The following is a 13,938-nucleotide window of genomic DNA, read 5'->3' on the forward strand; positions in this document are numbered from 1 at the left end:
TGACCAATGCACTATGCTTTGCTTTCTTTTATTCCATTTTATACCAAATCCAATAGAATTCCGTTTATCAATAAAACACAATCCATTGTAAATGAATAGATTTTTAAATTATTACTACTACATTTGTATAAGATTAAATCAATAACATTAAACAAAAAAGGATTAAATCATAAACAAAAGCACTAGTAATAACTTATGGGGAGAAGAATTTTAGGAGGAGCAGGATTAATTACAATTGCATTTGCCTTAACTTTGATTAGCTGGAAACCTACCGAAAGAAAAATAACGTCATCAGCTTTCATATCATCAGATTCAACAGATAACGAATCATTTAAATCAATATATGATAGTACTGGTTTATCAGAATCCGGACTTAATTATGCCGTTTTCGAAAGAGCTGTAACCGGATTTTATAATTTAAGAAATGATGGCAAAGCGACGACAAGTAAGGCAGTTTTATCCATTGTAGATTTTGACCAGACCAGTACGGAGAAAAGATTATGGATCATTGACCTTGACAAAAAGGAATTGATTCTTAATACCTGGGTTGCGCACGGGGAATTCAGTGGTGCTGATAAGGCATCTAAATTCTCAAATGTAGTACAATCTCTTAAAAGCAGCATCGGGTTTTATATCACAGGCGAGAAATATTACGGCAAGCATGGTCTCTCTTTAAGATTGGATGGTATGGATGAAGATTTTAACTCAAACGCTCGAAAAAGAGCAATTGTAGTACATGGAGCAGATTATGTTAGTCAGAGAACAATTAATGCACTTGGCCGGTTAGGACGTAGCCAGGGCTGTCCTGCAGTTCCCCAGCCTCTGGTTAAAACAGTTGTTAATGCTATGGAAGGAAGAACGGTTTTATTTATCAATAATTCCTCGCAGTTCTACACCTCAAAATACCTTAACAGTGAGGCTCCCGAAGTTTTGGCAAGTAAATAGAAAAAACAGTAAAAATAGCCCCTAAAAATTCACCGACATAATTTCTCCATACAACAATCCACTCCCCCCTCCGTAGTGTTGAATAATTTTAATATCCGGCTTGATCAACTTCAAATCAGCTATCAATTTCCCTTCTTCATCAGCTGTAATCCCGTTTCCCAATAAAACCAGGTCTATCTCTGTATCACGACATATTTTTAGCGCCTCGCCATCCGAGCACGCTGTTAAACCTGTCCATTCTTTCCTTACATTGAGCAGGCGGTTCATTGTTTCAGTAATACCTTCATCGCGGCCGACATATAGAATGGTTAGTTTTTTCATTCTTAAAGTTCCATAGGTACGTCCATCAATAATACTTCTGCATCGGCGGTTAATGCTTTAAAATTAATGGCATCAGTATCCCAGATTCCCAACCCGTCACGGGTATTTAGTTCGTGCCCGTCAATGATAACTTTGCCGTTAATGACAAAAGCATACATGCCATTTCCCTTTCTTTTGATCTGATAGTCAGTTTCAAAACCTTCGTCAAACTGACCTAAAGAAAACCAGGCATCCTGATGGATCCATACGCCCGCATCATCAGGATCCGGTGATAAAATTTGTTGAAAATTGTTGTGTCTTTCAGCAATATCTAAAGAAAGTTGTCCATATCGGGGTACCACATTTTTCTTGTTTGGGAATAACCAAATCTGAAGCAGGTTTACCGCTTCATCCGCATTAGCATTAAACTCACTATGCTTTACACCTGTTCCGGCACTCATAACCTGTATGTCACCTTGCTTTACAATAGCCGAATTACCAAGACTATCCTGATGCGCTAAGGCACCTTTTAAAGGAATAGTGATGATTTCCATATTATCATGAGGATGTGTACCGAAGCCCATCCCTCCGTCAATACGATCATCATTTAATACTCTAAGCACACCGAAATGCATTCTTTCGGGATTGTGATAGTTAGCAAAACTAAAAGTGTGATGGGCATCAAGCCAACCATGACTGGCGTGTCCTCTCGTGTTATTTTGGTGCAAAACAATCTGTGCCATAATTTTCCTTTTCTTATTTATCACACAAAATTACAACCAGAACATCAGACAGTCATTGACATAGGATAAGTAATGAAATTGAATTCAAAAATAGCTATAACAGATCTGTATAAACGAAAAAAGAGGCTTTTGCCTCTTTTTTCGTTTATAACATTTTAAGTCGTCTTCCCTGTACTTATTTCGAACCTTTTTCTCCATGATTTGAGGTTATTGGCAGCTTTAGTGCTTCCAACTAATTAACTTCACGTCCTATCTGGCTGACTCTATATTGTAAAACTCCAAATACTTTTGTATCAGATCTGAAGCAAAATAGCGACTTCAAATCACACGAACTCATTAAATGGAAAAACAACCCTGAACGTAAACCATTGTTACTACGTGGAGCCAGACAGCTGGGAAAATTTTCAATATAGTCACCCAGACCTGCCTATACAAATTTCGATTTTTTTTACATGATTTGAGGTTATTAGCTGGCTTAGTGCTCAAGGAAAGGATGGTTGATGACTTGAAAGGCAGGCTGTGAGTAGTGTCTTGAAATTATCACTTTTGAGATATCCTTGACAATCGTATTCTTGATAGCTTCCGCTCCTTTTTGGCTTGCCAGCGACTTAACAATGACTCTTTTTTAGCCAATGCCCTCTAACGATACTAAATTTTCTTTCGGACTGGGCAAAAATCTATATTTCGATAAAAAACCAAGAAACATCATATTAATAATCAAAACATTAAAAAGGCTCGAATAATATTAAGTCTATCCATAAAAATAAATCAACACATCAGTTAACCGGGCTTAAAGCCAATTTGAAAAACACTGAAAATCAAATATAAACTTACTTCGAACCATAGAAAAATAGCCATCGGAGAGCCGTATAATTGAAAAAAGAGGCCTTTGCCTCTTTTTTCAATTTTTAACATTTTAAGTCGGGGTGGCAGGATTCGAACCTACGACCTCCTGCTCCCAAAGCAGGCGCGATACCGGGCTACGCTACACCCCGAAATGGTATCTGTTTTTACTGGTCAATTTTAATTACTCTTCCAAGTAATTTGGTCGGGGTGGCAGGATTCGAACCTACGACCTCCTGCTCCCAAAGCAGGCGCGATACCGGGCTACGCTACACCCCGAACTTGGTATCTGTTTCCCCTTTTTCGAAGGGAGTGCAAAGAAACAATTTATATTTGATAAATCCTACTTTGACATCTTTTTTTTATTTCAGCGGAGAGGGCGGGATTCGAACCCGCGGTACCGTTACCAGTACGACAGTTTAGCAAACTGTTCCTTTCGGCCACTCAGGCACCTCTCCTTTTTTACCCTGCGTATCCTCGCTGAGGGAGTGCAAATATAGTAATTCATTTATGTTTGCAAAAAAAAATTACAGAGTTTGTTGATAATCTATTCGCACGTGATAAATACTCATTAGCATCGTCTTGAATATCAACTTTATAGTCTCAATATCTTTTAATGTAATATCGCAGTTGTCTAATTGATTTTGTTCCAATTTGTAGTTAATTATCCGTTCGACCAGGTCATTTATGCTCTGAGCATCCGGATTTTTCAGACTTCTTGACGCCGCTTCCACCGAATCTGCCAGCATTAAAACACCCGTTTCTTTAGAAAAAGGAATCGGTCCTGGGTACCTGAAAATATTTTCGTCCACAAATTTTTCTGGAGAATTCTTTAAAAATGATTGATAAAAATAATCAACCCGGGTATTTCCATGATGCGTTCTGATAAAATCAATCACACTTTCCGGCAGTTGGTGCTTACGGGTAATTTCAATACCCTTATGGACGTGTTTAATAATAATCTGAGCACTTTGCTCATAAGGTAGCTTATCGTGCGGACTAAGGCCTGTATTCTGGTTCTCTATAAAGTATTGTGGGTTCTCTATTTTCCCAATGTCATGATACAATGCTCCTGCCCTAACTAATAAGGAATTTCCTCCTATTTTAAAGATAGCTGCCTCTGCAAGATTAGCTACCTGCAAAGAATGCTGAAAAGTACCTGGTGCTTTAAATGCAAGTTCTCTTAACAACCTGTTATTGGTATTCGTAAGCTCAATCAAAGCGATATCGGACGTAATACCAAACATCTTCTCAAAAGCATAAATCAATGGATAAGCAAGTAGCGACAACAATACGCTTACAATAAACGGCACAAAATTGAGCCATTCAATTTGTGTAAGTGACCCCTCCCTAAGTAAGGAAATCCCAAAGAATGAAATAAAATAAGCTGACAGAATAAATAAAGCAGAAAGTAACAATTGCTCACGCTTTACTAAATTCCGAATACTGTAAATGGCAACCATACCAGCTGTAACCTGATAAAACACAAATTCAAAACTATTCGGCACAAAGAATCCCGCAATAAGCACGACCAACAAATGCAGGTATAGTGCAAGCCTGGTATCAAATAATATCCTGATAATAATGGGTACAATACAGAATGGTATATAATACAGACTAGGCAAATTAAGTTTAATAGCCCATGTTAATGCCAAAAGCATCGTAGTAATTACTAACAGAATCAAAGAAAGCTGTCTGTTGTCGGCAAAAATATCTTTTCTGAATAGTTTAAGGAATACCATCAGCAAGCTCACAATAAAACCTACCAGTAGGATTTGTCCAAAGTAAACAACCTTACTGTCACCAATGGTTTTAGTTTGTGCCTCATAAGCTTCCTTAAATGAATATAATTTCTGATAGGCCTCATCATCCACCACATTATCTTTAGATATGATCAGCTCTCCTTTTTGAACCATCCCTCTTGTAGTTGATAAACTGCTCACTGTACTATTCTGTACAATCGCGGTAAGCTTTTCATCAAAAACAATATTAGGCTGTAAATGATCCTCAACAAGGTTTTCAATAACTTCTTTTTCTTTTAAATTGGTCGACTTAAAGTTATTTTTGAAATAGGCCAGCGCTGATTGTACTGTAAAAACATCCTGTGTATTTACAGTTTTAGAAATGTTATTATTTAGCAGTGAGAAATCGTAATTCCCTGATGAACTTTTCTGATGTTTTATATTTAAAGCAATAATCCCTTTATCGTAAATACTCTTTAATAGCTTAAATGAGGATTGCTTATTAGTTGCACTTTCATTTTCCGGAAAAGCATTAGATCGCCATTTTACATCAAACTCAATTAAATAGGCTTCCTCAACAACATTAAATAGGTCCCTGTTAAATTTATAAATTGGCAAAACATTATCGAGTGCATCCTTTTTATCGATGATCACCTGTGGACTAGTTTTCAGAATGGCAAAACTGAATGGTGAAACCAGATCCTTATTTTTCCAAACAGTTCCTTTTTCAAACTCATACCTAAACCTTGGTTGCTTAGGTAAAAACACTGTGATAATCAAAACGGAAAGTACCATCATCACATACTTAATGTTTGAGGAATACTTTCTGTAAAGTACTTTATGAGAATTCTTTCTGATCTTAGCCAAAGCGATGTAAATTGATTATTATTCAAAAATAATATAATTTCATCAGTATATCCTATTTTAATGGTTAGCACCCATTCTGACATACAATCAAACGTTAATTGTATATACTAATCCATTCTCTTATATAAAAGAATAAACAGCATCTATATTTTAGTCAAAATATAGATAATATTAACCCGGTTCAAACCATATCTTAACCATATGATTGACCCTGTTATCACCCTGTTTAGACCCTGTTTGCACCCTGTTTAGATATAGTATAACTTGAAGGCTGTTAAATTACCTCCAAATTAACCACCTATACCTTGTAAATACTTAACTTTGCTAAGACTAACTTAAAAAAAACATCAATGAAAGAAGTTGTAATTGTATCTGCTGTACGTACCCCAATAGGGAGTTTTGGTGGCTCATTATCTGCTTTCTCTGCTACTCAGCTAGGAGGATTTGCAATTAAAGCCGCTATAGAAAAGGCTGGGATTAACCCAGACGATGTCCAGGAAGTTTATATGGGTAATGTTTTGTCTGCCAATTTAGGACAAGCACCTGCTACCCAGGCAACCAAATTTGCTGGTTTACCAGACCTACCTTCAACAACCATCAATAAAGTTTGTGCATCTGGAACCAAAGCAATCATGCTGGCTGCACAAAGTATTGCATTGGGTGAAAATGATATTATTGTTGCCGGTGGTATGGAAAGCATGAGTAATGTACCATATTACCTGGATAAAGCTAGAAATGGCTACCGCTTAGGACATGGCCAGATTACCGACGGACTAGTAAAAGATGGCCTGTGGGATGTTTATAACGATTATCACATGGGTTCGGCAGCCGAATTATGTGCTAAAGAATGTGGTTTTAGCCGCGAAGAGCAGGATGCTTTTGCCATCAGTTCATACAAAAAATCGCAGGCAGCACAAACAAGTGGCAAATTCGATTCTGAAATCATTGCAATTGAAGTGAAAGATCGTAAAGGGAACATAACCTTAATTGATAAAGATGAAGAGCCTTTTGCGGTTAAATTTGATAAAATACCAGATCTTAAACCTGTATTTCAAAAGGACGGAACTGTAACCGCAGCTAATGCCTCTACTTTAAATGATGGTGCTGCTGCATTGGTGTTAATGAGTGCACATAAAGCTAAAGAACTTGGAATAACACCCCTGGCTAAAATCCTTTCATATGCTGATGCTCAACAAGCTCCTGAATGGTTTACTACTGCCCCATCTAAAGCTATACCTTTGGCACTTATAAGAGCAGGAAAAAACATAAACGAAGTAGATTTCTTCGAAATTAACGAAGCATTTTCTGTAGTTTCACTGGCAAATAATAAGGAACTTAGACTTAATGATGAAAAAGTAAACGTTAATGGCGGTGCTGTTTCATTAGGTCACCCACTAGGTGCCTCTGGAGCCAGAATTGTAGTTACTTTATTATCCGTTTTATCGCAAAACAATGGCAAAATCGGCGTAGCCGGAATTTGCAATGGCGGTGGCGGTGCAAGTGCAATAGTTATAGAAAACCTAAATTAAATCATGAAGGCTTTAAAACCTTTAATCATACTTTTTATACTATGCTGTGCAGCAACGAATATTTCGGCACAGCATAGCTATAACCTCAACAACACGCCACAGCTTAAGTCTTATCAAGACTCCCTCCTACGGATTATTGATGATTTATATAATGCAAAAAACAATGAAGATCAGTCTTTTGCAAATGCAAAATTCATAAAAACATTGGTAGCTGCATTAAAAACACCTTCATCTTTCAGCTTTCCTTTTGATTCCTTAAAAAGAATCTCTATCCTAAAATCACCAGATAACTCATTCAGGATTTTTAGCTGGCAGTTGCCTCTTTCAGATGGGACTTATAGATTTTTTGGTAGTGTGCAGATAGCCACAAAAGATGGAACGCTTAAAATGTTTCCTCTTATTGATGGCACCAATAACATAAAGGATATCAACCAGATTACTGATCATAAAAACTGGTACGGTGCACGTTATTACGACATTATTCCGGTTAAAGGAAATGGTAAACAACCGTTCTATGTACTGTTAGGTTGGAAAGGAAACAATGCCAAATCATCAAAAAAGGTAATAGAAATACTTTCGTTTGATAAAATGAATCAACCTATATTCGGCAAAGCCATAATTGATGGGTTAAAAGGGCAGTCCATAAAAAACCGTGTGGTTTTTGAATATAACAAATTAAATTCAATGACTCTGGCACTGGATAAAACTGTAGGAATGATCGTATTCGATCACCTTGCCCCTTTATCTCCGGAAATGGAGGGCAACTTTGAATTTTATGCATCTGACCTGAGCTTTGATGCATATAAGCTTGTTGGTGGCCGACTTAAGCTGGTAGAAAATGTAGAATTAAAGAATGAGCCCAGTACCAATGATGAATACTATATAGACCCTAAGGATAAACAAATTAAGGCTACTAAAAAGTTTTAACGAATATGTTACAAGCGCAATAAGCCCCTAAAATTTGTGAGTTTGCCTTAGTGTACCTATCTTGCGCGATGGTTTATAGGGCCCATAACTCATTAGACCGCGGAAAGCAATGTTTAGACCTATAACAAAACACAGATTAATAAGCATTTAAATTACGCAAAACCATTATTGGCATATGGGATTCTATTGCCAAATGATTAGAAACTACATAAAAAAACAAGAAATAATAAATACTTAATAATAACTAACTAAACTTCATTACACAAAAAAACTAATATGAATACACAAAGTTTGGACACACCAAATAACTTTTTCGAGAGTAAGGTGATGGGACATCCTTCGGGATTGTTTGTACTCTTCTTTACGGAAATGTGGGAGCGCTTCTCTTTCTATGGGATGAGGGTATTATTGATTAACTTCCTAACTACCGCTGTAATATCAGGAAGCCATTTCTCTGGTTGGGGTTGGGGAGCGGAAAATGCAGGTGCTCTTTATGGAACTTATGCCATGCTTTTGTATATCACACCTATTTTTGGTGGTATCCTTGCTGATAAATACCTTGGTTATCGATGGGCTGTAGTGATTGGTGCAGCAGTAATGACACTCGGACATGCTTCAATGGCTATTGAATCGCCAGTTTTCTTGTACATCGGACTAGCTTTATTGGTGATCGGTACTGGTTTCTTTAAACCTAACATGACTTCTATCTTATCTCAGATGTATAAAGATTTCCCTGAGAAAAAAGACGGTGCTTACACCATTTTCTACATGGGCGTTAATGCTGGCGCATTTTTCGGAATGATGCTTTGTGGTTACCTCGCAGAAAAAATTGGTTGGCACTGGGGATTCGGCTTAGCTGGTGTATTTATGTTCTTAGGCACATTACAATTTTGGTTAGCTAAACCTATATTTGGTAATATTGGAGATAAACCGACCAAAGCTTCGAGATTAGCAGCTGATAATGCTAGTAAAGCTTCGACAAACGAAGAAGATAAATTAAATCCATTTACACTAACTGATAAAATCTTAATCGGTATTACTACCTTAATCGGTTTATTATATGCCTTTGGTGATCCACTACACAAAATAGGTCACATTAATCTGTTTCCATTTGAATTTAATGGAATGCAAGGACAAACGGTAGTGGTTGTTGTAGGTCTTTTATTGTTCCTGCTTCTGGTTATATCTCGTTTAATTCGTTATACAAAAGTTATCCGCGACCGTATGATCGCCGTAATCGTTTTTGCTTTCTTTACCATCTTTTTCTGGATGTCGTTTGAGCAAGGTGCATCTTCGCTGGTTATATTTGCCCGTGATAATGTTGATCGCACACTTCAAGGAAACTCATTAATTCTATTTAACATTGTAAATACACTGCTGACAGTAATTCCTTTAATTCTGATTTCTTACGTAGTAATTAAGCTTTCTCAGCAAACTTTCAAAAAAGCTCCAGGCTCTAACATTGCACAATTTGTATGCTTTACCTTTATTTGGGGTATTGTGATCTGGATGCTTTACCGTGAATTTACAGCAGAAACCTCTGAGATAACAGTTTCCTGGTTCTCCATCATGAACTCATTCTTTATCATCGCTTTCGCTTCTGTAGTTTCTAAAATTTGGGACAGTAAGTACAATCCACCAGCAGCTGTAAAATATGGTATGGGTTTAATCATCATGTCATTAGGCTTCGGATTATTGGCATTTGGTTCTCATGGTGTAGCTGAAGGTGTAAAAGTATCTATGATCTGGCTTGTTCTAGCCTACTTATTCCATACACTGGGTGAATTATGTTTATCTCCTGTTGGGTTATCATATGTTTCTAAACTGGTACCAGCACGTATGATTGCCTTTATGTTTGGTATGTGGTACCTGGCTATTGCAATTGGTAATAAATTAGCTGCCATTCTTGGTGGTCAAATTGAAAATATTACCAAAGAATACTCACTATCTACTTTCTTCCTGATTTTCACTGTCGTACCGATGGTTGCAGGCGTACTGGTAATGCTATTGCATCCACTACTTAAAAAGCTGATGCACAGCGTAAGATAAAACCAATGACAAAATATTAAAAGTCTTTAGAGCACATTCTAAAGACTTTTTTATTTTTACATTTATATTCTAAAAAAACTTATATGGCTAATCGGTTGTCATTAGCAGAGATCCAGGACTTTAAAGGGAAGTATCCTAAACAACTCTGGTCACTCTTCTTTTCTGAAATGTGGGAGCGCTTCTGCTTCTATGGAATGCGCGGAATGCTTACCTATTTTATGGTAACACAATTGTTTATGAAGGATGTAGACGCCAACTTACAATATGGTGCTACACAAGCATTTGTGTATGCTTTCACCTTTATTGGCGGCTTGTTCGCTGATAAAATACTTGGTTTCCGAAAGTCTTTGTTCTGGGGCGGGATTCTTATGATTGTAGGCAGTGGAATTTTAGCTTATGATCCACATCAATTCTTTTTTCTGGGAATTAGCTTTACAGTCGTAGGGACTGGTTTCTTTAAACCCAATATCTCTACCATGGTTGGAAAACTATATAAATCTGACGATTCCCGCAGAGATGCAGGGTTTTCAGTGTTTTATGCAGGAATAAACATCGGTGCACTGCTTGGTGGATATGCTTGTATTACCATTGGTAAAGAGTATTCATGGCACCTGGCTTTTGGTCTGGCAGCTATTGTAATGACAATCAGCTTAATTACTTTCCTGTTTACTCAAAAGAGCTTAGGCCCTATTGGATTACCTCCTGGTCAGGATGAAGAAATAACAGATATTAATCTGACAGGGATTGACGATAAAGTACCCACTGAGCCGACAATCATACAGCGTAAAGCAAGCAATAGAAAATGGTATGATTATGCCGTTTATGTAGGTTCACTGGCAATCATTCCTGTAATCATGATCATGGTTGCCAAGACTCAATATACAGACTGGTTTATGTACATTATCGGCCCTGCAACATTACTATACATATTTTTTGAAATGACCAGGTATAGCTGGGCAGAACGTAAAAAGCTTATTGCCGCTTTAATATTTATTATATTCTCCATTTTATTCTGGGCATTTTTTGAGCAATCTGGAGGGTCATTAAGTCTTTTTGCTGCCAGAAATTTAGATAACACCTTGTTAGGTGTTATAAAACTAGACCCTAATGGAGTTAACAACTCTGCAAACTCTTTCTTTGTGATCATTTTCGCATTCATTATCAGTTTGATCTGGATTGGATTAGCAAAGAAAAAATTAGAGCCCAATACTGTAATTAAGTTCGGTCTTGCCTTTTTATTTCTGGCCGGATCATTCTTCATTTTCTATACCACCAGGTTCTTTGCAGATGAGAACGGGGTTTCATCATTAGACTTGTTTACTGTCGCTTACTTGGTTATGACTCTGGGAGAACTTTGTTTATCCCCTATCGGGTTATCCATTATGACCAAATTATCGCCTGTGAAACTACAAGGGGTAATGATGGGAATGTGGTTCCTGGCCAGTGCTTATGGACAGTATGTTGCTGGTTTATTAGGTGCCGGAATGGCTCAGGCAAGTGAAAATGACAGTCCTACACAAAAGCTTTTAAGTTATACCGAAGGCTACAAACAACTTGCAATTTATGCACTTATTGCTGGGGTAATTCTAATAATCATCTCTCCCGTGGTAAAAAAACTGATGCAGGATGTAAAATAAGACTTCAAAAAATAGTCATTTAACAATATTTAACCCTTAGCAGACCATTTTGCTAAGGGTTTCTCATTTAGAATCCATAATTTCGCATATTAAATATATTTCCGTGTCAGATAGCTTAATCATAATTCCAACATATAACGAAAAAGAGAACATTGAAAAAATCATTCGAAAGGTTTTTTCATTGAATGACGCGTTTGAGATTTTAATTATTGATGATGGTTCTCCTGACGGCACTGCAGATATAGTAAAAAGTTTACAGGCTGAATATCCTTCCTTACATATTGAGGAACGCAAAGGTAAACTTGGCCTAGGTACAGCTTATATCCACGGTTTTAGATGGGCACTTGAACGTCCAAAATATCAATACATTTTTGAGATGGATGCTGATTTTTCTCATAATCCTGAAGATCTGATCCGATTAAAAACGGCCTGTATAAATGGTGCTGATGTCGCTATCGGTTCACGTTATGTAAATGGTGTAAATGTGGTAAACTGGCCAATGAGCAGAGTACTGATGTCTTATTTTGCTTCCATGTACGTAAGGTTGATTACACGCATTAACATTCAGGATGCGACTGCAGGATTTAAATGCTATACCCGCAAGGTTCTAGCTACTATCCCTCTTGATAAAATCAGGTTCGTAGGTTATGCTTTCCAGATAGAGATGAAGTTCACAGCTATTAAATACGGCTTTAAAGTCGTTGAAGTTCCTATCATATTTACTGACCGTACTGAGGGTACTTCTAAAATGAGCACCCGTATATTCAGAGAAGCTTTTCTTGGTGTCATCCAGATGAAAGTGTCTAGCTGGTTCAGGAAGTACGATCGCTAGGCCTGCCATCCCGCATCATCGTACCAAAATCCCAGCCCTTATCCATTGCAGATACAATCTTGACTATACGCTTGGTTCTTGTAGGTTCTGTTTTAGCACTATTGAGCCAATTGATATACCAATTTTGATGAGATTTAGGCTGTTTTAAGAAGTTTTTCAACAGATGAGGCTCATCAATAAGGCAAAGCTGCAAATCTTCTGGCATTTCGATTTTAAAATCCTTATCCTCCTCCAATTCTAAAGCCACAACAGCACCGAGGTCCTTCTTTAACTTTTTTCTAAGTGTAGCGTTCAAAGCCATGATAAAATCTCCCCCACCCATTGGCACCAATGAAACGCCTTCAATCTCAACCTGATCTAAATGTCCCTTTACCCTAAAACTCTTCTTGCAATCCGCTTTGATCTCATTAGCAATCGCCTGTGAAATGAAGACATAAGTCCAGCCAGACTTCTCTCCCATTTCGGCAAAACGTTCTATTTCAGCTTTAAAAGTGACCATCTTCATCTGAATTTAATAAAAGTACCCTTATGAAGGTAAAACTATGATTTTTCTGCATCCAAAAAAAGGCTTGTTAATGTGAGGACATAGGAAAATGTTGCCTTTCTTCAAGGCAATAGGTTCCAGTCCGAACATAACAAGCCTTTTTTAAAGCTTTAAAACTTCTCTTCAACCCCTAATCCAAACAAAGCAAAATCGTACTTAACAGGATCAAGAGGATCCAGCTCTCTTAATCGCGCTGTTAACTCTACAGCAGTCTTCCAATCGGTTTGCTTCCGCTCTATCATACCCAATCTGCGCGCTACCCTATCCACATGAACATCACAAGGACAAATCAAATCAGCAGGCTTAATAGACCTCCATATCCCAAAATCTACTCCTTTATTATCCTTCCTCACCATCCACCTCAAAAACATATTCAAGCGTTTGCAGGTCGACTTCTGCATCGGTGAAGACACATGTTTTATCGTGCGTCTCGGAAAATCTGGTAAAGAGAAAAAATACGACCTGAAATAATTAAGCGAACGCTCAATTTTGGGTTCCTGATCATTCAGTTCAGTAAGCATACAGCTTGAAGAAGCATAACTTCCATCATAATTACCGATAACCTGATCTGTTAAAAAATCCGTTTGAAACATATCTCCCGGAGGCAAAAATGCAGCTTCCAAACTATCAAAATCCTGATAATGCTGTTGAAAGAACGATACAAAATATAAAAGATCAGTGTCATTAAAAGTCCTGTGTTTAAAGCCCAGGAGCCTTTTCAAATCCCCATCATCATGATGTAACATAAAATTATGTGGATCATTATCCATTCTGGCAAACAACTCATTACATTTATTAATAATGGTTTTGCGTTGTCCCCAAGCCAAAATTGCCGCAAAAAATGCGGCAATTTCGATATCTTGTTTCTTAGCAAACTGATGTGGAATACAAATCGGGTCGTTTTGAATAAAATTGGGTCTGTTGTACTGCTCAACTTTAACGTCCAGAAAATCCTTAAGTTCTAAAAATTCCAATACTAT

Annotated in this window: 11 protein-coding genes and 3 tRNA genes; 6 read left to right on the top strand and 8 right to left on the bottom strand. The window is 37.4% G+C overall.

Features of this window, described 5'->3' with window-relative positions:
• Window positions 1-195 precede the first annotated feature (195 nt).
• Window positions 196-945: a murein L,D-transpeptidase catalytic domain family protein gene (locus tag ABDJ41_RS14710; protein WP_349786824.1), complete on the top strand. Its 750-nt coding sequence runs from the start codon at window positions 196-198 to the stop codon at window positions 943-945.
• 21 nt (window positions 946-966) lie between these two features.
• On the opposite strand, the gene ABDJ41_RS14715 is transcribed toward ABDJ41_RS14710, so the two are convergent.
• The 6 genes from ABDJ41_RS14715 to ABDJ41_RS14740 form a co-directional block, all read right to left on the bottom strand.
• Window positions 967-1,266: a response regulator gene (locus tag ABDJ41_RS14715; RefSeq protein WP_349786825.1), complete on the bottom strand. Its 300-nt coding sequence runs from the start codon at window positions 1,264-1,266 to the stop codon at window positions 967-969.
• Window positions 1,267-1,268: 2 nt separating this feature from the next.
• The gene (locus ABDJ41_RS14720; RefSeq protein ID WP_349786826.1) at window positions 1,269-1,988 is read right to left on the bottom strand and encodes a pirin family protein; all 720 of its coding nucleotides are present in this window, start codon (window positions 1,986-1,988) and stop codon (window positions 1,269-1,271) included.
• 921 nt (window positions 1,989-2,909) lie between these two features.
• Window positions 2,910-2,983: transfer RNA gene (locus ABDJ41_RS14725), tRNA-Pro, on the bottom strand.
• A 50-nt stretch (window positions 2,984-3,033) separates the two neighbouring features.
• Window positions 3,034-3,110 (bottom strand) — tRNA-Pro (locus tag ABDJ41_RS14730).
• A gap of 92 nt (window positions 3,111-3,202) precedes the next feature.
• A tRNA-Ser gene (locus tag ABDJ41_RS14735) sits at window positions 3,203-3,289 on the bottom strand.
• A gap of 69 nt (window positions 3,290-3,358) precedes the next feature.
• On the bottom strand, window positions 3,359-5,440 hold the full coding sequence (locus ABDJ41_RS14740) for an HD family phosphohydrolase (protein ID WP_349786827.1): 2,082 nt from the start codon (window positions 5,438-5,440) through the stop codon (window positions 3,359-3,361).
• Window positions 5,441-5,790: 350 nt separating this feature from the next.
• Between ABDJ41_RS14740 and ABDJ41_RS14745 the strand changes: the two genes are divergently transcribed.
• From ABDJ41_RS14745 to ABDJ41_RS14765, 5 genes are all read left to right on the top strand, one after another.
• Window positions 5,791-6,969 (top strand): acetyl-CoA C-acyltransferase, encoded by a 1,179-nt coding sequence (locus tag ABDJ41_RS14745; RefSeq protein WP_349786828.1) that lies wholly within the window; start codon window positions 5,791-5,793, stop codon window positions 6,967-6,969.
• Between the two features lie 3 nt (window positions 6,970-6,972).
• Complete coding sequence (locus ABDJ41_RS14750; RefSeq protein ID WP_349786829.1) at window positions 6,973-7,896, top strand: hypothetical protein; 924 nt, start codon at window positions 6,973-6,975, stop codon at window positions 7,894-7,896.
• A gap of 276 nt (window positions 7,897-8,172) precedes the next feature.
• On the top strand, window positions 8,173-9,945 hold the full coding sequence (locus ABDJ41_RS14755) for a peptide MFS transporter (protein ID WP_349786830.1): 1,773 nt from the start codon (window positions 8,173-8,175) through the stop codon (window positions 9,943-9,945).
• A gap of 83 nt (window positions 9,946-10,028) precedes the next feature.
• A complete protein-coding gene (locus tag ABDJ41_RS14760) occupies window positions 10,029-11,582 on the top strand; it encodes a peptide MFS transporter (RefSeq protein ID WP_349786831.1) in 1,554 nt (517 codons plus the stop codon).
• A 103-nt stretch (window positions 11,583-11,685) separates the two neighbouring features.
• Complete coding sequence (locus ABDJ41_RS14765) at window positions 11,686-12,414, top strand: polyprenol monophosphomannose synthase (protein ID WP_349786833.1); 729 nt, start codon at window positions 11,686-11,688, stop codon at window positions 12,412-12,414.
• On the opposite strand, the gene ABDJ41_RS14770 is transcribed toward ABDJ41_RS14765, so the two are convergent.
• Window positions 12,395-12,913, bottom strand: coding sequence for a YdeI/OmpD-associated family protein (locus tag ABDJ41_RS14770; protein ID WP_349786834.1), 519 nt, complete (start codon window positions 12,911-12,913; stop codon window positions 12,395-12,397). The genes ABDJ41_RS14765 and ABDJ41_RS14770 overlap by 20 nt on opposite strands.
• A 155-nt stretch (window positions 12,914-13,068) precedes the next feature.
• Window positions 13,069-13,932 carry a TIGR02757 family protein gene (locus ABDJ41_RS14775; protein ID WP_349786835.1) on the bottom strand — a complete coding sequence of 288 codons (864 nt, stop codon included), beginning with the start codon at window positions 13,930-13,932 and terminating at the stop codon, window positions 13,069-13,071.
• Window positions 13,933-13,938 lie beyond the last annotated feature (6 nt).

Origin of the sequence: Pedobacter sp. ASV1-7 (genome assembly GCF_040203335.1) — a bacterium.
Taxonomy (GTDB): Bacteria; Bacteroidota; Bacteroidia; order Sphingobacteriales; family Sphingobacteriaceae; genus Pedobacter.